Below are 22151 nucleotides of genomic sequence, written 5' to 3' on the forward strand. Positions count from 1 at the left end.
GAAACTTATACCAATGATATTATAGTATAATAAGGTATTAAAAGATTATAAAATAGATCAAGATATACGAAGGGGGTTTTGTTAATGAATATAAAAGATAGAATTAAACTGTTAAGAGCTGAAATGAAAAAAGATAAAATATCAGCATATATTATTCCAAGTAGTGATTATCATCAAAGTGAATATGTAGCTAAATTTTTCAAATCTAGAGAGTGGATATCAGGATTTACGGGCTCCGCTGGAACTATAGTTATAACTGAAAATAAAGCAGGACTCTGGACTGATGGTAGATATTTCATACAAGCAAATAAAGAGTTAAAAGACAGTGGTATAGACTTGTTTAAGATGGGAATACCTAATGTACCAACCTATGATGAGTGGATCTTATCTGAGTTAAATGAGGGAGCTAAAGTTGGATTTGACGGAAGAACTATATCTGTAAGTCAATACAATAAGATGGAAAAAGAATTTAGAATTAAAGAAATAACTATTGAACATAATTGCAAATATATAGATAAAATTTGGGAGGATAGACCAGAGATACCTAGCGGAAAGATGTTCAAACATGAAGTTAAATATACAGGTAAGACTGCTCTTGAAAAAATAAATGAAGTTAGAGATATATTAAAGAAAAAAACTGCAACAGCTTACTTTATATCATCTGTAGATGATATTGCATGGTTATTTAACCTAAGGGGATCAGATGTTGCAAATAACCCCGTATTTTTATCCTATGCCCTTGTAACTTTAGAAAAAGCAATATTATTTGTAGATAAAAACAAGGTAAAAAACCTTGATTTAAGTGATTTCCATAAAGATAATATACAAATTGTAGATTATAATGATGTTGAAACAATAAAGGATTACCTAGACAGTAAGGATAAGGTTTCAATAGATTTAGATAAGACTAATATATATTTATACAAGATAATTGAAAGTAAATGTAGTATAATGTCCAATTCAAATATTACAACAGCGCTTAAAGCTGTTAAAAATACTGAAGAAATAAAGAGTATGAAAAATAGCCATATTAAAGATGGTACTGCTATGGTTAAATTTATATATTGGCTTAAAACAAATATAGGTAAAGAAGAAATAACTGAAATATCAGCAACAGATAAACTTGAAAGTTTTAGGAAAGAGCAAGACCTCTTTATAGAACCAAGTTTTGATACTATAGCAGGATATAAAGATCATGCTGCTATGATGCATTATAAGGCGTCAAAGGAAAGCCAATATGTTCTAAAAAAAGAAGGATTATTTCTTGTGGATTCAGGTGGACAATATTTAGATGGTACTACAGATATTACAAGAACAATAGCTATGGGACCATTAACAAAGGAAGAAAAAGATGACTTTACCTTAGTATTAAAAGGGCATATAGACCTTAGTAGTGCTACATTTTTATATGGAACTACAGGATCAAATTTAGATATACTAGCAAGAAAACCAATGTGGGATAGATTTATAGACTATAAGTGTGGAACTGGTCATGGAGTTGGATTCCTCTTAAATGTTCATGAAGGACCACACAGAATAAGTACAGTACCAAGTGATGTAAGATTAGAACTTGGTATGATTGTAACAAATGAACCAGGTATATATAGAGAGGGCAAACATGGGATTAGAACTGAAAATGTACTTTTAACTGTAGAAAAAGGTGAAAGTGAATTTGGAAAGTTCTTTGGATTTGAAACTATTTCATACTGTCCAATTGACTTAGATGCAATAAACCCAGAACTTTTAACAAAGGTTCAAAAAGATTGGTTAAATAATTACCATGAAATGGTTTATGAAAAGATATCTCCAAATCTTAAAGAAGAAGAAAGAAAATGGCTTTATTCAGTTACTAGAAGTATCTAAAGATACATTATTAATAAAGATAGAAGTATTAACAAAAAGAAGTCTTTGCAGATTAACTTGTAAAGACTTCTTTTTTGCTTTATTAAAGTCTTTTATGGTTGTAACAAAAAACATGCTGTAGGAATATAATGAATTAGACATAAAAAAGTTGGAATTTGAAGGAGAGATGTATATGAGTCATAAACACAAGTGTAAATGTAAATGTTATTGTACACCATGCTGTACACCCGTGAATACTTGTTGTAACACCGGAGGAAACTCCTGCAATCCTTGGAACAACAATCAATGTGGTAATTCTGGAAATAACAATAATATACTTTGGTTATTAATATTACTTGGAGTATGTAGATAATAAAGGGGCTGTGGCACTAAGAAATTAGTGCCACAGCTTTTTGTCTAAAAAAACAAATCTCCAATTAACTTATTAAATAATTAAAACTTTTAATATAGATTTAGAACACCTTAGCTTTTTAGGGCGTTTTATTTAAGATCGTTGTTATATCCAGCATTTTACCATATGATATACATAATAATTATTATGTAAAGTAAATTTCTAATGTAAACTAAAAAATTGATTTTATTCAAAATAACAAATATACTTAAATAGATAAATAAATAATGGAGTTGAATAATTAATGGAAGAAAGATTACAAAAGTACATGGCAAGATGCGGTGTTGCATCTAGAAGAAAAAGTGAACAATATATATTAGAAGGTATTGTGAAGGTTAATGATACAGTTATTAATGAACTAGGATTTAAAGTGGATCCTAAAAAGGATAAAGTTTATGTAAATGATAAATTAATAGAACCTGAAAAGGATAAGGTATATATAGTTCTTAACAAACCTGAAGGATATGTTACTACATTGAATGACGAAAGAGGAAGAAAGACTATACTAGATCTCGTAACTGTTGATGAAAGAATCTTCCCAGTTGGTAGACTTGATTATGATAGTTCTGGTCTTTTGTTTCTTACAAATGACGGCGACGTATATAATAAAGTAATACACCCAAGAGAATCTATTGGTAAGACATACCTAGCTTTAATTGAAGGAGATTTTAGTAATTCAGAACTGAATAGCTTTAGGTCAGGCCTAGAAATAGATGGATATATTACTAAAAGAGCTAATATAGAAATAAAAGAAAGTTATAAAAATAATTCTTCTTTAGTAGAAATTACAATATATGAAGGCAAAAACCGCCAAATAAGAAAGATGTGTTCCGCCTTAGGTCATGAAGTATTAAAACTTCAAAGAGTTTCAATTGGTGAAATAACATTAGAAAACATAGAAGAAGGTAATTGGAGATACTTAAATGAAAAGGAATTAGATTATATAAAAAGTTTATAAGGAGATTTTTATATTTATGTTTAACTATACAGCAGATATAAGTGTACTTTCACATAACATAATTAGAGATAATATAAAGAATTTTGATATAGCTATAGATGCAACTTTAGGAAATGGAAAAGATACTGATTTTTTATCAAAATATTTTAAAAAGGTGTATTCTTTTGAAATACAACATATAGCCATAGAAAATTATAAAAATAAAGAGATGCAAAATGTGAATTTAATAGAAGAGTCTCATGAATTTATAGATAACACTATAAAGAGTAGTGTAGATTGCATAATTTACAACCTAGGATACTTGCCTGGAGGAGATAAAAATATTACTACTAACTGTAAGTCTACATTAATCAGTATAAAAAAAGGACTTGAGCTATTAAAATCACAGGGTATTATGGCTATATCAATGTATAGTGGTCATGAAGAAGGAAAAAAGGAAAAGGAGGAGATACTAAAATATGCCTCTTCATTAGATAAATTAATATATGGTTCAATGCTTCATGAAACACTTAATCGAAATAACGCGCCCTCTCTTTTAATTATAGAAAAAAGATAAAGTTAAAAGTTAAAAGAAAAATAAAAATTTAACATTAAAATGATTTTGTTTATTGTTTAATTCTTCATTAAATGATAAAATGAAATAAATACTTCATTTTATTTTAAATGTGAAGAAAGGAACAGGAATACTTATGGAAGATAATCAAGACTTGATGAGAACTATCCAAATGAAATTTCCAAGATTAAGTAAGGGTCAAAAACTAATAGCGGAATATATACTAAAGCATTATGATAAGGCAGCATTTATGACTGCAGCCAAACTTGGTTCTAGTGTTGGAGTAAGTGAATCTACTGTGGTTAGATTTGCAAATGAACTTGGATTTAGTGGTTACCCAAACCTTCAAAAAGAATTACAAGAATTAATTAAAAATAAATTAACCACAGTACAAAGGATTGAACTTGCAAATGATTTTATAAGTGAAGAAAATGCACTTAAAGGTGTATTAAAAGCTGATATAGAAAATATCAGAGCAACACTTGAAAAAATCAATCATAAAACCTTTGAAGATGTAGTTAACAATATTTTTAATGCTAAAAGGATATACATTATAGGTCTTAGAAGCTCCACTGCCTTAGCTGAATTTTTAGGATTTTATCTAAATGTTATTTTAGATAATGTAAAAGTTGTAGGTAATGGTATTAGTGATATATTTGAACAAATAATAAGAGTTGGCGAAGGAGATTTAGTTATTGGTATAGGATTTCCAAGGTATGCTAATAGAACAATTGAATCTTTAGCCTATGCTCAAAGTAGAAACGCTAAAGTTGTTGCTATTACTGATAGCTTGCTATCACCATTAGCCTCACAAGCAGATTATACATTAATTGCTCAAAGTAATATGGCTTCATTTGTTGACTCTTTAGTTGCACCTTTAAGTGTCATTAATGCATTGATTATTGCTGTTGGACTTAGAGAAAAAGAAAACATTTCCGATACTTACAACAGTTTAGAAAAAATATGGCAAGAGTATGAAGTATATTCTTATAAAAATATTGATGATAGATATTAAACTTATAATCAAACCTTTATTTAAATAAAGGTTTGATTAATTTTAATATCAATAATTGCAAAGTTGAGAATCTTTATAATTAAAGAAGGAATAAGATGCTTCACATAGAATATAATACATTGTCAGAAAGTTTTATATTCAAAGATAATGTGACATGCAGAATTACATTCATTTTAGGGGGGTATTATTAATGACAAATGAAACATTAAGTCCTAAGAAGTATATTGAACAGGTAATTGTAAACGTTAAGAGTAGAAATGCTGGGGAACCAGAATTTATTCAAGCTGTAGAAGAAGTATTAGAATCATTAGAACCTGTTTTAGAAAACCATCCAGAATATATAGAAGCTAATCTTCTAGAAAGATTTTGCGAACCTGAAAGACAAATAATGTTTAAGGTGCCTTGGGTAGATGATCAAGGTAAAGTAAATGTTAATCGTGGATTCAGAGTTCAATTTAATGGAGCTATAGGACCTTATAAGGGTGGACTAAGATTTCATCCATCAGTTTATTTAGGAATTATAAAGTTTTTGGGTTTTGAGCAAGTGCTTAAAAATTCATTAACAGGACTTCCAATAGGTGGAGGTAAAGGTGGAGCTGATTTTGATCCAAGAGGAAGATCTGACGGAGAAATTAGAAGATTCTGTGAGAGCTTCATGGTTGAGTTATATAGACACATAGGTCCTGATGTAGACGTTCCTGCAGGAGACCTTGGAGTTGGAGCAAAAGAAATAGGATATATGTATGGATATTATAAGAGAATTAAAGGCGCATTTGAAAATGGAGTTTTAACTGGTAAAGGCTTATCTTATGGTGGATGTATAGGTAGACCAGAAGCAACTGGAGCTGGTGTAACTTATTTTTGCGAGGAAATGTTAAAACATAATGGAACTACTATAAAAGGAAAAACAGTAGCTATCTCTGGATTTGGACAAGTTGCTTGGGGTGTTTGTAAAACAGTTGCAGAACTTGGTGGTAAAGTTATCACAATATCCGGACCAGATGGATATGTTTATGATAAAGATGGTGTTATAACAGAAGAAAAGATTAATTACTTATTAGAAATGAGAAATTCAGGAAGAGATAAAGCTCAAGACTATGCTGATAAATTTGGTGCTAAGTTCTTCAAAGGTGAGAAACCATGGGGAACTAAAGCTGATATCATAATACCATGTGCTACTCAAAATGATATAAGTTTAGAGCATGCAAAACAAATAGTTGATAATGATATAAAATTTGTATGTGAAGCTGCTAATATGCCATGTACAAATGAAGCTCTTAAATATTTCTTAGAAAAAGGATTAATAGTTGGACCAGCTAAAGCTGCTAATGCTGGAGGAGTTGCAGTATCAGCTCTTGAAATGGCACAAAATAGTATGAGACTTGCATGGACTGCTGAAGAGGTTGATGTTAAATTACATCACATAATGAAGGGTATCCATGACAATGCTATGAACGCAGCTGAATCTTGTGGATTCGGATATAATTTAGTAGCTGGTGCAAACATAGCTGGATTCTTAAAAGTAGCAGAAGCTATGATGCTTCAAGGAATTTACTAAAATATAATAAAAAGCAGCTAAAACTCTTTGAGTTTTAGCTGCTTTTTTTAGTTTTATTATAAAGTAGATAATTTATAAATTGACAAATATTTTATCAAAGTCTATCATTAAGCTAGTTAAATATAGTTATGAACTAGGAGTTGAACATATGAAAAAGGTTGTAGTAATAGGCGCAGGCCCTGCAGGGTTAATGGCCGCATTAAAAGCTTCCGAAAATAATACAGTTTATTTGATAGAAGCCAATGAAAAGATAGGGAAAAAATTATATATCACAGGCAAAGGAAGATGTAATGTTACAAACGCTAAGGACATAAGTGATTTTTTTGATTACATCCCTGGAAATCCAGAATTCTTATATAGTTCCCTTTATACATTTAATAATTTAGATGTAATGAATTATTTAGAATCCTTAGGCGTACCTCTTAAAGTTGAAAGAGGGGATAGGGTATTCCCAGCCTCAGATAAATCTTCTGATATAATTGCAGCTTTTAATAAAGAGCTCATACAAAAGAATATTAAAATAATTTTAAATTCAAAGGTTAAAGATTTTTTATATACCAATAAATCAATTACTTCAGTAGTTCTACAAAGTGGAGAAGAAATAAAAGCTGATAATTTTATATTGTGTACAGGAGGTGTATCTTATCCGCAAACTGGATCTTCAGGTGATGGATATAGATTCGCAAAAAAACTTGGGCATAATATAATTAAAGCAAAGCCTTCTTTGGTTCCTATAGAAATTAAAGAAGAATGGATAAAAGATCTTCAAGGACTTTCACTTAAAAATGTTGAACTAAGTGTAATTAAAAATAATAAAACGATTTTCAAAGAATTTGGTGAGATGATATTTACACATTACGGTATCTCAGGACCTATAGTTTTAACCTCCAGTAGATACGTAAATAATAAGGAATCATATAAAATTAAAATAGACTTAAAACCATCCTTAGATATTAGTACCTTAGATAATAGAGTCCAAAAAGATTTTATAAAATATATAAATAAGGATTTTAAAAATGCATTAATAGATCTATTACCAAGTAAACTTATAGATGTTATAATAATGCTTAGTGGGATTTCTCCTGAAAAAAAGGTAAACACAATTACAAGAGATGAGAGACGGAGTCTAGTTAACTTATTAAAAAATATAGAAGTTAATGTAAAGGGGTTAAGGTCAATAGATGAAGCTATTGTTACTGCAGGTGGTATTGATACTAAGGAAATAGATGCCTCTACAATGAAATCTAAGATTATAGACAACTTATATTTTGCAGGTGAGGTCATAGATGTAGATGCCTTTACTGGAGGTTATAATGTACAAATAGCTTTATCAACAGGGTATCTTGCAGGAAGCAAAGTAGGTGAAGTTTAATGCTAGCAATTAGAGGTGCTACTACAATTGAAGATAATGAAAAAAAATATATAAAAGAATCAACTATAGAACTTATAGATACTATGATAAAAAAGAATAATCTTACAATAGATAAAATTATATCTATTGTATTTTCCTGTACAAAAGATATAACTAAGGATTATCCTGGAAAGTATCTTCGTGAAGCTCTAGGATTAACAAGTACTGCAATTATGCACTTTAATGAAATGGAAGTAGAAAAAGAAAAGTACCTACCGCTATGTATAAGGGTCCTTGTATTATACGATAGTCCTAAAGCTGATGTTAAAGATATCTATCCTATATACCTAAAAGGAGCTACAAACCTTAGACCAGATTTAAACAGAGTGTAACAAGTTTAAATTCTAAGTGTTTTAAAAATATAAACAGCAATTATTAATATAATAGAAAAGGGGAATTGTTTTGAGATTATCAGTAGCTATAGACGGGCCTGCAGGTGCAGGGAAAAGTACCATTGCTAAATTAATAGCAAAAAAGTTTAATCTTATGTATATAAATACAGGGGCTATGTATAGAGCTGTTACATTAACTGCTATTACCAATAATATTAGTTCAAAAGATACTAAAACATTATGTAACTTAATAGATACCATGGATATGAACTTTAAAAACGATAGATTAATATTGAATGGTAAAGACATAGAAGATGAAATAACGCATCCTAATATAAGTAAAAATGTATCTGAATTTGCAGCCTTACCTGAGGTTCGACAAATGTTAGTTAAATTGCAACAGGATATGTCAAAGCAATATGATGTAATCATGGATGGTAGAGATATAGGTACCGTGGTTCTTAAAAATTCACCCTTTAAATTCTTTCTTACAGCCTCTCCTTCTGAAAGAGCTAAGAGAAGATATATAGAATTAACTAACAAAGGTTTAAGTGTGGAATATGACGATATATTAGAAGATATATTAAAAAGAGACCATCTAGATACTACAAGAGAGAGCGATCCTCTAAAAAAAGCAGAAGATGCTATAGAGATAGATACTACAGGTCTTGATATAGATGGTGTTGTAAATAAGATTTCTCAATATATAAAGTTTTAAAAGGAGATAATAATGGGTGCTAAAATAATAATATCAGAAAACTCAGGATTTTGCTTTGGAGTAAAAAGAGCTGTGGAAAAAGCCTTACTTACTCAAAAAGCCTTAAATAAGCCCATATATACACTAGGGCCTCTAATTCATAATGAAAGTGTTATAAGTCACCTTAAAGACCATAAAATAACCCCTGTAGACATAGAGAACCTATCTTCCTTAAAAAAAGATGATACTATAATCATAAGATCTCATGGTATATCTAAAGATGTATATATAACGTTAAAAGAAAAGGAACTTAATATAGTGGATTTAACATGTCCATTTGTATCTCATATACAAAAAAAGGTTAATAAATATTATGAATTAGGTTACTCTATAATAATAGTTGGAGATCCGAATCATCCAGAAATCAAAGGTATTAATGGATGGTGTGATAATAATGCACTTGTATTTAAAAATGGTGATGTAACTAGCTCTTTACCTAAAAAGGTATGTATTGTAGCACAAACTACAGAAAAGCAAGAAAACTTTGAAAAGGTTATGTATGTAGTTTCTAAAGAGTGCAAAGAATTCTTAGCATTTAATACTATATGCTCAGCTACAGAAACTAGGCAAAAAGACGCCTTTAATATTTCAAAAGAATCTGATAAGATGATAGTTATAGGTGGTAAGAATAGTTCTAATACAAATAAGCTATATGAAATATGCAAATCAAACTGCAAAGATACCATACACATAGAAACAGCAAAAGAATTACCTTTTGACTTTTTTAAGGTGCCTGATTCTACTGTTATAGGAATTACAGCAGGAGCCTCTACACCAAGCTTTGTTATAGATGAGGTACTAAATAAAATCAGTGAAGAAAAACATCTTTAATCTTAAATATCACTGTGAATATTTAACCTCTAATTTTAAAATACTTTCAAATAATAAAACCTCATTAAGATGGATTGCTATAATTCTTAATGAGGTTTCACCATTTATGTCATAAAATATTAATATATAAGTATATTTATATAGATTATAATATTCTTATGAGGTGAGATAATTGTTAGAAGACTCTTCTAATAGTAATATTAAGATATGGCCTAAAGAAAAGAAAATGATAGAACAATCTATGAATCAATATGGATTCAATATTATAGAGGTGCAAAAGGTGAGAAGTGCCTATAAAGTTATATGTGAAGAAGGCACCTATTGTTTAAAACGGATGAAAAGTGGCAGATATAAAGTAAAAAACGGATTTATATTAGTGCAAGAGCTAAATAAAATAGGATTTAAAAAGGTAGCAAAATACATTAAAACTAAAGATGGCTATAACTATGTTAAGTATAGTAAATACATCCTCTATTTAACGGAGTGGATAGATGGTAAAGAATGCAGTATAGATACTACCCTAGATGCCGCTGAATGTGCTTTACTGCTAGCAGAGTTTCATAATGCAGTAGAAAAGATAGATATATCTAATCTTAAAATAAAAAACAATTTAAAAAACTGGCCAAAGGTATTTTTAGAAAATCTTTCTGATCTTGAATATTACAAAAGGATAATAGAACGTAAAAGACTTATAAATGAATTTGATAAAACTTATCTTAAATATATAGATATTTTATACCAAAGGGGAATGCTTTCATTAAATATACTTCAAAATTCTGAGTACTATGCTGTATCAAAAAAAGCAGAATATAACAAAACCTTATGTCATGATAGTTTTTATTATCAAAATATTTTAAAAGCTGAAGATAGTTATTATATTGTAGATCTAGATAGTATAATCATAGATTTAGAAGTTAATGATTTAGGAAAGTACATAAGAAGAATTATGCATAAAAGTGAATTTAAATGGGACTTTAATAAGGCAAAACCTATAATAGAATCTTATGTAGAAGAGAGACCCCTTACGAAAGAAGAATTAGAAATAATGCTCGCCCTAATTATATTTCCTCACAAGTTTTGGAAGCTTGGCAAAAAAAGATATGTAAAGCATAAAAATTATAGTGAAATGAAATATATGAAAAAGTTAGATAAAATAATACAATATATAGACATTCAAGAACTGTTTATAAATGACTACCTAGAGTATATAGAATCTATGTAGTTACATTATAATTTATTGACTTAAATTGAACCATGTATTATACTAATTTTGTTAAATAATTAAGGATGATGACGAGGTAATTATGTATAACTCTGTTAAACTTTCAGGAAAGAATTATGATATATTTAAAAACATGTTAAAAGACTCTAAAGAATTTAATGAATTAAATAAAGACTACCATTTCCATTACAATAGTTATAATACTTTTGAAAAGATTCATATGAAATCTTCTACTTTATTGCTTAAAGATGATACGGGTTATATTGGATATATGTGGTATAGCCAGTATGAAAGACATGATTATGTTATAAATGATATGTGGATTGATAAATCTTCTAATGTTGTTTCTATTAATAATTATATAAGTAATTTTAAAAAAGATTATAACTTATTATATGAGTGTAAAAAAAACAATTACAACTATGAATTATTGGAATGTTTAGGATTTATTAAAGTTGAATCAAATAAAAATTTAACAATAAACTTAGATAGTCCTTTTGAATTTAATATTTCAAAAGACTTAAATTTTGAGATACTTAAAGAGGGGAGTCAAGAATCTTTAAGATGCTTTATTCAAAATAGTATATTCCAAAATAAAGATAGAACACCTCTTATAGTTGAAGATATAATATTCGATGAAAATCAAGATTATTATCTTAAATCTTGCAGTGTATTTTTAAAGTATCAAAATAATTATATAGGTTATGGTCAACTAATTTTAGACAATGATGAGGTAACCATAGTTAACTTTGGTCTTATACCAAACTTTAGAGGTAAAGGCTATAGTAAGATTCTTTTAAAAAAGTTATTAAACATAGCTTTAGAGAAAGGTTATGAAAGAGTATCTATAAAGGTTTTAGAAGACAATCTAAAAGCTATAAGTTTGTATAAAAGCATTGGGTTTACATTTAAAGAAGAGATTTCAACCTGGGGATTTAATCATACTGTGATTTAAAAAAATGGCAATGTTTTCAACAAGAAACAAAATATTTCAAAGTTATTTTTTGACTAACTATCTTTTTCGAAAGTAGTTAGTCAAACTATAGTGATAATAAAAAGGAGGGTGTACACCCTCCTTTTTATTAAAAAATACTTTTATATTTTTCTAATCCTTTAGATAATATCATCATGGCTTCTTTTAGCTCATCAGAATTTATACAATAAGATATTCTAATTTCATTTTTCCCAAGTGAAGGCGTTGCATAGAACCCTTCTGCTGGAGCTACCATTACTGTTTTATTATCATATTCAAAATCTGTTAGCATCCATTTAGAAAAATGTTCAGCATCTTCAATAGGAAGCTTTACAATTACATAAAAAGCTCCTGTTGGTTTCTCACAAATCACACCTGGTATAACACTTAGATTATCATATAGTATATTTCTTCTATTTTCATACTCTTTTGTAACTCTTGAAAAGTATTCTTTAGGAGTATTAATCAAACTAGCGGCGCCGACCTGTTCTAAGGTTGGAACACAAAGCCTTGATTGACACAATTTAAGTATTTGGTTTATAAGCTCTTTATTCTTAGAAGCTACTAAACCGATTCTAGCACCACAAGCACTATATCTCTTAGATATACTATCTATTAAGATAACTCTATCTAAGATATCAGTCATGTAGAGTGCAGAAGTGTATTTTAGATTATCATATACGAATTCTCTGTAAACCTCATCAGCAATTAAGTATATGTCTTTCTCCTTAGCTATATCAGACAACATTCTTACCTCATCATAGGTATAAACAACCCCTGTAGGATTACCTGGGTTTGATATTAATATAGCTTTAGTTTTAGGTGTTATTTTTTTTAATATTTCCTCTTTTTTAGGTAGGTGAAATCCCTCTTCTGCTCTAGTTAAAAAAGGTACTACTTTAACTCCCGCAGCTTCACTAAACCCATTATAATTAGTATAAAAGGGCTCTGGAATTATAATTTCATCACCAATATCACATATTGCCATCATAGCAAATAATAGAGCCTCACTACCACCATTAGTTATTAATATTTCGTCCTTTTCAAAGTTTATATCCCACTGTTTATAATACTTAATAAAACTATCAATTAATATGTCCATTCCTTGAGAGTTAGTATATTTTAGTACTGTTTCTTTAAAATTTGCAATAGATTCGAAGAATAATTCCGGTGTTTCAATATCTGGTTGACCGATGTTTAAATGAAATACCTTTTTACCTTTAATTATAGCATCATTTGCATAAGGAGTAAGTTTACGAATAGGAGAAAATTGCATTGACTGGATTCTTTCAGAAAATATCATATAATAACCTCCTTTTAAATTAGAAAATTATTTAATTAAAAGGCCCTTCCCATAAATTTAATCTACAGGAAAGGCCTATAAATTACTATAAATTACTTGTAATATTTTTTTAGAACTTCTGCAAGTTTTTCTATACCTTCTTTTATCTTTTCTTCAGACATGTTTGAGTAATTTAATCTAAAGTAATTTTTATTTCCGCCATTAGGGAAGAAAGATGCTCCTGGTACAAAAGCAACTTTTAATTTCAATGCCTCTTCTAGTATCTTAGCTGCATCTAAATCTTCTCTTAGCTCTACCCAAGTAAATAATCCTCCCTTAGAATTTGTGAACTTCACTTCTTTTGGGAAGGTATCTTTCATAGTGTTAATCATAACATCTCTACGTTTTCTATAAACTTCTATTATAGTTTTTATATGCTCATCTAAATCATATTCTTGCATATAAGCAGCTACTATTCTTTGGTCTAATGTACTAGACTGAAGGTCTGCTCCTTGTTTTATAGTTACATATTTTTGTATTATATCCTCATGTGCACATATCCAACCAATTCTAAGTCCTGGGCAAAAAGTTTTTGAATATGTTCCAAGTTGAATTACAAATCCGTCCTCATCAAAGCTTTTAATGCTAGGATAAACCTCTCCATCAAATATTAATTCACCATAAGGACTATCTTCAAGTACTGGTATATTATACTCTGCACCTATCTTAGCAAGTTTCTTTCTTCTTTCTATACTCATAGTTCTACCTGTTGGATTTTGGAAATCAGGGATAGTATAAATAAATTTAACATTTTTATTCTCTTTTAATGCCTTTTCAAGCTCCTCAATAATCATTCCATCATCATCCATAGGTATCTCTACAAATCTAGGCCTATAAGCTCTAAACGCATTTATTGCCCCTAAATATGTAGGACTTTCACAAAGGATTACATCTCCTTCATTAACAAATAATTTAGCAGAGAATTCTAAAGCTTGCTGAGAACCACTACAAATCATAATGTTATCTAAAGTAGCATTTATACCAGCTGGCTTTAACCTTTGCTCAATTATAACTTCTCTTAAAGGATTAAATCCTTCAGTAGTACTGTATTGTAGTGCAGCTTGACCTTGTTCTCTTATAACCTTTGAAGCTATTTTCTCCATATTTTCTAAAGGAAATAACTCAGGAGCAGGTAACCCCCCTGCAAAAGATATTATTTCTGGTTGCTGTGTTAGTTTTAATAGTTCTCTGATTGCTGAAGCTTTAATTTCGCTCATTCTATCTGAGAATTGAATATTCATAAAAGCACCTCCAAAATATATTACGTCCACTTATATAGTTCTACAAGGCAATTACTTTTCCTCTTTTATTATATTCTTAGGAAGCATTTATTTCAATTTTTCAATTATTTAAATAAATCTTAATTAACCAAGAACTTTTTTACCCAATTTATTATTAAATTATGAATATATATAAGGCAATATACAAAATATAACTTCAAAAAAGCTATGAAGTTATATATAATGTAGTAAAATGATATTTTCGTGTTATTGAAAACAATATTTTTGAAAATAGTATAATGAGGAGTAGAAGAAATAATGAAATATTATATAGAAACTTTTGGTTGTCAAATGAATGAGGAAGATTCAGAAAAACTTTCTGGAATGCTAAAAAATATGGGTTATGAAAAAACTCAAGACAAATTAGAAGCATCCATTATTATATTTAATACTTGTTGTGTAAGAGAAAATGCAGAACTTAAGGTTTATGGTAATATAGGTGCATTAAAAAATATAAAGAAAGAAAACCCAGATTTAATTATAGCTGTTTGTGGTTGTATGATGCAACAAAAGGGTATGGCAGATATGATTCTTAAAAAGCATCCCTTTGTTGATATAATCTTTGGAACACATAATGCTTATAAGTTCCCAGAGTACCTAAATAGAGTTATTCAAGACAAGGTACAAATAAAAGAGATAATGGATAAAGAAACTAAAATTATAGAGGGGGTACCTATAGATAGAGATAGTGACACAAAAGCGTTTGTAACTATAATGTATGGCTGCAATAATTTTTGTACTTACTGTGTAGTGCCTTATGTTAGAGGAAGAGAAAGAAGTAGAAAGCCTCTAGATATAGAAAATGAAATAAAAGATCTAATTTCAAAGGGCTATAAAGAGATTACCCTTTTAGGACAAAATGTTAATTCCTATGGAAAGGAATTAGATGAAAAGATTACATTTGCTGAGCTTTTAAGACGTGTTAATGAAATAGATGGAATTAAAAGAATAAGATTTATGACATCTCACCCAAAGGATCTATCAGATGAGGTAATCTATGCAATTAGAGACTGTGATAAGATATGCGAACAAATACATCTCCCTGTTCAAAGTGGCTCTAGTGACATATTAAAGAAGATGAATAGACATTATGATAGAGAAGATTATTTAAATATAATAAAGAAGGTAAAAAAAGAAATCCCAGGTATATCAATAAGCACAGATATAATTGTAGGATTCCCTGGAGAAACAGAAAAGGACTTTGAAGACACTTTAAGTCTTATAGAAGAAGTAGAATTTGATTCTGCTTATACCTTCATTTACTCAAGAAGAAAGTATACACCAGCAGATATGATGGAAGATCAAATAACTAATGAAGAAAAGCACGCAAGATTTAATAATCTAATGAAGATTGTAAATAAAGTTGCTATAAATAAAAATAAGAGCTATGAAGGCGCAGTTTTAGAAGTTCTTGTAGATGGTCCTAGTAAAAATGATGATACTAAGCTTTGTGGAAGAACTCGTACAGGTAAAATAGTTAACTTTGTAGGGGATACAACGGACATAGGTGAATTGGTTAATGTTAAGATAACCAAAGCTTTATCTTTTTCTCTTAATGGAGAGAAAATTTAAAAAGTCTTAAATATTTATACTAAGACCTTTTAAAATCAACACTAAGGAGGAAATAATATGGCACTAACGCCTATGATGCAACAATATTTTGAGATAAAAGAACGTTATAAAGATTGTATATTGTTTTTTAGATTAGGTGACTTTTATGAAATGTTTTTTGAAGATGCAAAGTTAGCTTCAAGGGAACTAGAACTTGTTCTAACCGGAAGGGATTGCGGTTTAGAAGAAAAGGCTCCTATGTGTGGCATCCCGTATCATGCATCAAAGGCTTATATAGGTAGACTAATAGTTAAAGGCTATAAGGTAGCCATTTGTGAGCAAACAGAAGACCCTGCAGAGGCTAAAGGTATTGTTAAAAGAGATGTGATAAAGGTTATTACCCCTGGTACCTTTAATGATAGTAGTTTTATTGACGAAAATAAAAACAATTATATAATGAGTATTTATGGGGATCATAAAAATATATCGCTAAGTATATCGGATATTTCAACCGGAGAATTTTTTAGCACAGTATTTAGCTTAAATTATGATTTGGTTATAGATGAACTTTCTAAATTCCGACCTAAAGAAATAATTATATGTGAAGACATCGAAGAAAGCCTTGATGTTAAAACAAATATTTTTAATAATATTGTTATAACTAAAAAACCTATAAATTATTTTACTAATAATTCTTATGAAAATGTAAAACTTCAATTCCCAAATAATAAAACTTCATTACAAGAGGAAATAGTTTTTTCTGCTAGTGGATTGTTAAATTACATCATGGATACACAAAAACAATCATTATCTAACATAACCTCTCTAGAGGTTTACGATGTTTATGAATTTATGTCTATAGACGTAAATTCTAGACGGAACTTAGAACTTACAGAAAATATAATGGATAAAAGCAAAAAGGGATCTTTACTTGGTATATTAGATAACACTAATACAGCTATGGGTAGCCGGATGCTTAGACGATGGATAGAACAGCCCCTTATAAGTAAGGTGCTTATAAACTATAGATTAGACGGTGTAGATGAGCTCTACAAAAACCTTAGACTTTTAGATGATATTAAGTATTCCTTAAAAGATATCTATGATATAGAAAGAATTATAGGAAAAATTTCTAATAAAAATGTAAATGCTAAGGAATTACTTTCATTAAAAGCTTCCTTAAAGAAGCTTCCAGATATAAAAAGGCTATTAAAAGATTCTAAATCTAATATATTAAAAGATATAAGTAATAATATAGATGAATTAGAAGATGTCTATAATCTTATAGATGATTCTATAATAGAGACACCTTCATTATCTTTAAAGGAAGGTAACTTAATAAAGGAGGGTTTTAATTCAAAAATAGATGGCTTTAAAGAAGCAAAATCTAAGGGAAAAATGTGGATAGCCTCTATGGAAAGTAAAGAAAGAGAGTTCACTGGAATTAAGTCTTTAAAAATAGGTTATAATAAAGTATTTGGTTACTATATAGAGATAACTAAAACTCACTATGATTCTATTCCAAAGGATAGATACATAAGGAAACAAACTTTATCTAACGCGGAAAGATTCATTACTCAAGAGTTAAAAGAAATTGAAGATCAAATTTTAGGTGCAGAAGAAAATCTTATAGATTTAGAATACAAATTATTTGTAGATATAAGAGATAAAATCGAAAACCATGTTGAAAGAATGAAAACTACAGCAAGGCATATATCCACTATAGATTGTCTTTATTCTTTAACTAATGTAGCTCTAGATAATAATTATGTACGTCCAATTATAAATGATGAGGACTATATAAATATTAAAGAGGGAAGGCATGCCGTTGTTGAAAAGGTAATAGAAAAAGGTAGGTTTGTAAGTAATGATACCTACATGAATACAAATGATGATCAACTATTGCTTATTACAGGCCCTAATATGGCAGGTAAATCAACTTATATGCGTCAAATAGCTGTTATAGTATTAATGGCACAAATAGGCAGCTTTGTACCTGCTGATTATGCAGATATAAGTATATGTGATAAGATATTTACAAGGATTGGTGCATCAGATGATTTAGCTGGTGGTAAGAGTACCTTTATGGTTGAAATGTGCGAAGTTTCTAATATACTTAAAAACGCTACAAGTAAAAGCTTGATTTTATTAGATGAAGTGGGTAGGGGGACTAGTACTTATGATGGGCTTAGTATAGCATGGTCCGTTATAGAATATATTTGTACAAATAAAAATTTAAGGTCTAAAACTTTATTTGCAACTCACTACCACGAGCTAACAGTACTTGAAGATAGCCTTAAGGGCGTAAAAAACTATTCAGTTTCTGTAAAAGAAATAGATAATAGCATAGTGTTCTTAAGAAAGATATTACCTAAAGGTGCAGATGAATCTTATGGTATAGATGTAGCAAAACTTGCAGGCCTTCCAAAAGAGGTTATAAATAGGGCAAGAGATATCCTTTTAAGCCTTGAGAAGGATTCTAAGAGTAAAAGGATATCGAAGGAAAAGCATTTAGATAACAAAAAAGATCTAGATGGTGAAAAGATTCTAGATAATGAAAAAAATTTAAAGAGCAATTCAAATAATGAACTTGAAATCAATGAAAATATTGATAAAGAAGACCCACTTAAAATTAATAAAGATTTAATTAAAGAAGATAGCCATCAACCTCTGGATAAAAAGGATATATATCAGATAGGATTTAAAGACTTAAAGAAAGAAAACTTTATGGCAGATATATCTGAAATTGATATACTAAACATGACTCCTTTAGATTGCATGGTTAAACTTAATGAACTGGTTAAAAAAGCTAAAGATATAGATTAAACTTAATAAATTAGATAAAAAAATTAAGGATATAAATTAATAAAAGGTGGTGATACCTTTTGGATAGAATTAATATTTTAGATGAAAACACCTCAAATAAAATTGCAGCAGGGGAGGTTGTTGAAAGAGCCTCTTCTGTAGTTAAAGAACTTTTAGAAAATAGTATAGATGCTAAGGCAAAAAATATTACAATTCAAATAGAAGAGGGTGGAGAAACTTTAATAAAAATAATTGATGATGGTGTAGGCATACATCCTGATGATATAAAAACTGCCTTTATACCTCATGCTACAAGTAAGATTTCAGTTATTGAAGATATATACAATATAAACACTCTAGGATTTAGAGGAGAGGCTTTAGCTAGTATAGCAGCGATCTCTAAGGTAAGACTATCTTCTAGAATAACCTCTAATGATTTTGGTGTAGAAATTTTTGTATCTTGTGGTAAGATTGAATCTATAAAAGAAGTTGGATGTAATGTAGGTACAACTATAGAAGTAAGAGACATATTTTATAACGTGCCTGCAAGAAAAAAGTTTTTAAAGTCTAAAACAAGAGAAACCTCATTGATTAGTGAGATTGTAAGTAAAATTGCCCTTTCTAATCCAGAAATATCTTTTAGTTATTATAATAACAATAAAAAATCTTTAACTACTTATGGAACCTCTAATCAGCTAGATAGCATAAGAAGTATTTATGGTAAAACCATAGCTGATAACTCTATATATTTTGAAAATCATAAAGATACCTTATCTGTATATGGATATATAGGTACCGAGGAGATAAGTAGAAAAAGTAGAAACAACCAATCTATTTTTATTAATAAAAGATTTATCAAAAATAGAACTATAACCACTGCTGTAGAAAATGCTTATAGAAGCTTTTTGACTATTAATAAACATCCATTTTTCATAGTGTTTATTGATATTTTTCCTGAATATATTGATGTTAATATACATCCAACTAAGGCTGAAATTAAATTTAAAGATGAAAGAATCATTTATTCTTCTGTGTTTAATGCAGTCCATAATAAATTAAAAGATCATCTAGAAGGCAGCTTTTATTTACCCGAGGAAAAAAATAAACCAAGTATTTATGAAGGTTCTCCTTATGAAAAGATAAACTTTCTAAAAGAGAATTCAAACTTTGTTCAAAATTCAAGTGAGCCTAAAAGTAATGACTATAAATATGGCCATGATGATTTACCTAGTATACAAAAGGATGCTTTTAATGATACTAAGGGTTCTGTAAATCAAGATGATGTTATGTTAAATAAAGAAGATATAACTGTGGGAACTATAGATATTCCAGTAGATTTAAAAAGCCACGATCTATCTAGATCTGAGATTCAGTTAGATGAAGATAGCTTTAAAAAAGATAAACTTCCGCCGTTAAATGTAATAGGTCAATATAATAAAACCTATATATTAGCAGAATATGATCATACACTATATATTGTCGACCAACATGCAGCACACGAAAAAATATTTTTCGAGAAGTATAAAAAAGAAATTGTAAATTCAAATGTCATAATACAAAGCTTACTTACTCCTTGTATTTTAGAGCTTAACTATGAGGATTTTGGATATTATATTGAAAATAAAGAACTGTTTTTAAAAAGTGGATTTCATATAGAAGAATTTGGTGAAAACACCTTATATATTAGAGAAGTTCCTTATATATTAGGTAAACTAGATGTTAAAAACACATTTTTATCTATATTAGATGATATTAAAAATTTCGGTACAGGAAGTACGGATGTTGTAAAGTATAATAGAATTGCAACTATGGCATGCAAGTCTGCCATAAAAGGAAATGATAAACTATCTTTAGATGAGATGAAATCATTATTAAAAGAGCTTTCTACAATAGAAGAGCCTTTTACTTGCCCTCATGGTAGACCAACAATTATAAAATTTACTAATTATGAATTAGAAAAAAAATTTAAAAGGGTACAATAGTTTATGTTATTCCACTCTAGCATAAACCATTTAATTAAGGTGATCTAAATGAAAGACAAATTAATAATACTCACAGGGCCTACAGCAGTTGGTAAAACAGATTTATCTATTAGGCTTGCTAAGAGTATTGATGGAGAAATAATTTCAGCAGATTCTATGCAAATATATAAGGATATGGATATTGGATCAGCTAAGGTAGAACAAAGATTTCAAGAAGAGGTACCACATCATTTAATAGATATAATATCTCCAATGGATAGTTTTACAGTTTCAGAATATAAATCTTTAGCCACTGAAAAAATTAAAGATATCATTAGTAGAAAAAAGATACCTATAATTTCAGGTGGTACGGGCCTTTATATAGATTCTATTATATGCAACTTAGATTTTACTGAAGGAAACAAAGACATTGATTATAGAAATTATCTAGAAAACTTAACAAAAGAAAAAGGGAAACAATATGTCCATGGTATGCTTAAGGACATAGATACAGAAAGTTATGATAAAATCCATCCAAACAATTCGAAAAGAGTTATTAGAGCATTAGAAGTTTACCACATTACGGGAAAACCCTTTAGTTCTTTTAAAAGAGATAATTTATATGATGTTCCTTATGATATATATTATTATGCCCTTACTATGAATAGGAAAGATTTATATGATAGAATAAATAAAAGGGTAGACATTATGATGAAGCACGGGCTTTTAGAAGAGGTAACTAAGTTGAAATCCTTAGGCTGCAGTGAGAACTTACAATCTATGCAAGGAATTGGATATAAAGAACTACTAAAATATCTTAGTTTAGATACTAACTTAGATGATGCTATAGAGGATATAAAACAAAATTCTAGAAATTATGCAAAAAGGCAACTAACTTGGTTTCGAAAGGACCCAAGGGTTAAATATATGGATAAAGATATATATTCAGATGAAGAAATATTAAATTTTATTACTAAAGAAATAAAAGGTTAATAAGGCGCTATATATTATAAACTATTAATCTATACAATCTAAAGAGGATATTTTCTATATTTATAGAATACTACCTTAAAGATATTTTGGAGGATGAGGATATGAATAAATTAACAAATAACTTACAAGACATATTTTTAAATGAATCAAGAAAAAATAATGTACCCGTAGTTATGTACCTTACTAATGGATTTCAGCTAAAAGGTATAGTTAAAGGCTTTGATAATTTTATTATTATACTTGATTCAGATGGTAAAGAAATGCTAGTATATAAACATGCGATTACAACAATAACCCCGCTAAAACCAATTTCATTTAATAACACTGAAGAATTCAATAAATAATTTGTTTGATT

Annotated in this window: 18 protein-coding genes; 16 read left to right on the plus strand and 2 right to left on the minus strand. The window is 29.0% G+C overall.

Annotated features, from left to right (window positions below; translation table 11 throughout):
* Nucleotides 1–84 precede the first annotated feature (84 nt).
* The 11 genes from BD821_RS06475 (at nucleotide 85) to BD821_RS06525 (ending at nucleotide 11846) form a co-directional block, all read left to right on the plus strand.
* Entirely contained in the window at nucleotides 85–1863 is a 1779-nt protein-coding gene (locus tag BD821_RS06475) for an aminopeptidase P family protein (protein WP_104409788.1), read from the plus strand.
* Nucleotides 1864–2498: 635 nt separating this feature from the next.
* Nucleotides 2499–3212, plus strand: a complete 714-nt coding sequence (locus BD821_RS06480; protein WP_104409789.1) for a pseudouridine synthase — start codon at nucleotides 2499–2501, stop codon at nucleotides 3210–3212.
* Between the two features lie 16 nt (nucleotides 3213–3228).
* Nucleotides 3229–3768, plus strand: a complete 540-nt coding sequence (gene mnmM, locus BD821_RS06485) for a tRNA 5-(aminomethyl)-2-thiouridylate-methyltransferase MnmM (RefSeq protein ID WP_104409790.1) — start codon at nucleotides 3229–3231, stop codon at nucleotides 3766–3768.
* Nucleotides 3769–3901: 133 nt separating this feature from the next.
* Nucleotides 3902–4780, plus strand: a complete 879-nt coding sequence (locus BD821_RS06490; protein WP_029453084.1) for a MurR/RpiR family transcriptional regulator — start codon at nucleotides 3902–3904, stop codon at nucleotides 4778–4780.
* 190 nt (nucleotides 4781–4970) lie between these two features.
* Nucleotides 4971–6338 carry an NADP-specific glutamate dehydrogenase gene (gene gdhA, locus BD821_RS06495; protein WP_104409791.1) on the plus strand — a complete coding sequence of 456 codons (1368 nt, stop codon included), beginning with the start codon at nucleotides 4971–4973 and terminating at the stop codon, nucleotides 6336–6338.
* A gap of 148 nt (nucleotides 6339–6486) precedes the next feature.
* Nucleotides 6487–7710, plus strand: a complete 1224-nt coding sequence (locus BD821_RS06500; RefSeq protein WP_104409792.1) for a BaiN/RdsA family NAD(P)/FAD-dependent oxidoreductase — start codon at nucleotides 6487–6489, stop codon at nucleotides 7708–7710.
* Nucleotides 7710–8081, plus strand: coding sequence for a chorismate mutase (aroH, locus tag BD821_RS06505; RefSeq protein ID WP_104409793.1), 372 nt, complete (start codon nucleotides 7710–7712; stop codon nucleotides 8079–8081). Before BD821_RS06500 ends, aroH begins: the two co-directional genes overlap by 1 nt.
* A gap of 70 nt (nucleotides 8082–8151) precedes the next feature.
* The gene (cmk, locus tag BD821_RS06510) at nucleotides 8152–8799 is read left to right on the plus strand and encodes a (d)CMP kinase (protein ID WP_104409794.1); all 648 of its coding nucleotides are present in this window, start codon (nucleotides 8152–8154) and stop codon (nucleotides 8797–8799) included.
* Nucleotides 8800–8811: 12 nt separating this feature from the next.
* Complete coding sequence (gene ispH / locus BD821_RS06515) at nucleotides 8812–9669, plus strand: 4-hydroxy-3-methylbut-2-enyl diphosphate reductase (RefSeq protein WP_104409795.1); 858 nt, start codon at nucleotides 8812–8814, stop codon at nucleotides 9667–9669.
* A 172-nt stretch (nucleotides 9670–9841) separates the two neighbouring features.
* Nucleotides 9842–10891, plus strand: a complete 1050-nt coding sequence (locus BD821_RS06520; protein ID WP_035794409.1) for a CotS family spore coat protein — start codon at nucleotides 9842–9844, stop codon at nucleotides 10889–10891.
* 82 nt (nucleotides 10892–10973) lie between these two features.
* Nucleotides 10974–11846: a GNAT family N-acetyltransferase gene (locus BD821_RS06525; RefSeq protein WP_029453077.1), complete on the plus strand. Its 873-nt coding sequence runs from the start codon at nucleotides 10974–10976 to the stop codon at nucleotides 11844–11846.
* Nucleotides 11847–11973: 127 nt separating this feature from the next.
* On the opposite strand, the gene BD821_RS06530 is transcribed toward BD821_RS06525, so the two are convergent.
* Together BD821_RS06530 and BD821_RS06535 are read right to left on the minus strand one after the other, a co-directional pair.
* The gene (locus tag BD821_RS06530; protein WP_104409796.1) at nucleotides 11974–13167 is read right to left on the minus strand and encodes a pyridoxal phosphate-dependent aminotransferase; all 1194 of its coding nucleotides are present in this window, start codon (nucleotides 13165–13167) and stop codon (nucleotides 11974–11976) included.
* A 92-nt stretch (nucleotides 13168–13259) separates the two neighbouring features.
* Entirely contained in the window at nucleotides 13260–14447 is a 1188-nt protein-coding gene (locus tag BD821_RS06535; RefSeq protein ID WP_029453075.1) for an aminotransferase-like domain-containing protein, read from the minus strand.
* A gap of 297 nt (nucleotides 14448–14744) precedes the next feature.
* On the opposite strand from BD821_RS06535, the gene miaB reads away from it, so the two are divergent.
* The 5 genes from miaB to hfq all read left to right on the plus strand — a co-directional run bounded on the left by miaB (nucleotide 14745) and on the right by hfq (nucleotide 22140).
* Complete coding sequence (gene miaB / locus BD821_RS06540; protein ID WP_104409797.1) at nucleotides 14745–16058, plus strand: tRNA (N6-isopentenyl adenosine(37)-C2)-methylthiotransferase MiaB; 1314 nt, start codon at nucleotides 14745–14747, stop codon at nucleotides 16056–16058.
* 57 nt (nucleotides 16059–16115) lie between these two features.
* Nucleotides 16116–18863, plus strand: coding sequence for a DNA mismatch repair protein MutS (gene mutS, locus BD821_RS06545; RefSeq protein WP_104409798.1), 2748 nt, complete (start codon nucleotides 16116–16118; stop codon nucleotides 18861–18863).
* Nucleotides 18864–18922: 59 nt separating this feature from the next.
* Nucleotides 18923–20824, plus strand: coding sequence for a DNA mismatch repair endonuclease MutL (mutL, locus tag BD821_RS06550; RefSeq protein ID WP_104409799.1), 1902 nt, complete (start codon nucleotides 18923–18925; stop codon nucleotides 20822–20824).
* A gap of 48 nt (nucleotides 20825–20872) precedes the next feature.
* Nucleotides 20873–21796 carry a tRNA (adenosine(37)-N6)-dimethylallyltransferase MiaA gene (gene miaA / locus BD821_RS06555; protein WP_104409800.1) on the plus strand — a complete coding sequence of 308 codons (924 nt, stop codon included), beginning with the start codon at nucleotides 20873–20875 and terminating at the stop codon, nucleotides 21794–21796.
* A 101-nt stretch (nucleotides 21797–21897) separates the two neighbouring features.
* Nucleotides 21898–22140 carry an RNA chaperone Hfq gene (hfq, locus tag BD821_RS06560; protein WP_104409801.1) on the plus strand — a complete coding sequence of 81 codons (243 nt, stop codon included), beginning with the start codon at nucleotides 21898–21900 and terminating at the stop codon, nucleotides 22138–22140.
* The last annotated feature ends 11 nt before the right edge of the window (nucleotides 22141–22151 follow it).

The sequence above is a fragment of the Clostridium algidicarnis DSM 15099 genome (genome assembly GCF_002934235.1).
Classification (GTDB): Bacteria; Bacillota; Clostridia; order Clostridiales; family Clostridiaceae; genus Clostridium_L; species Clostridium_L algidicarnis.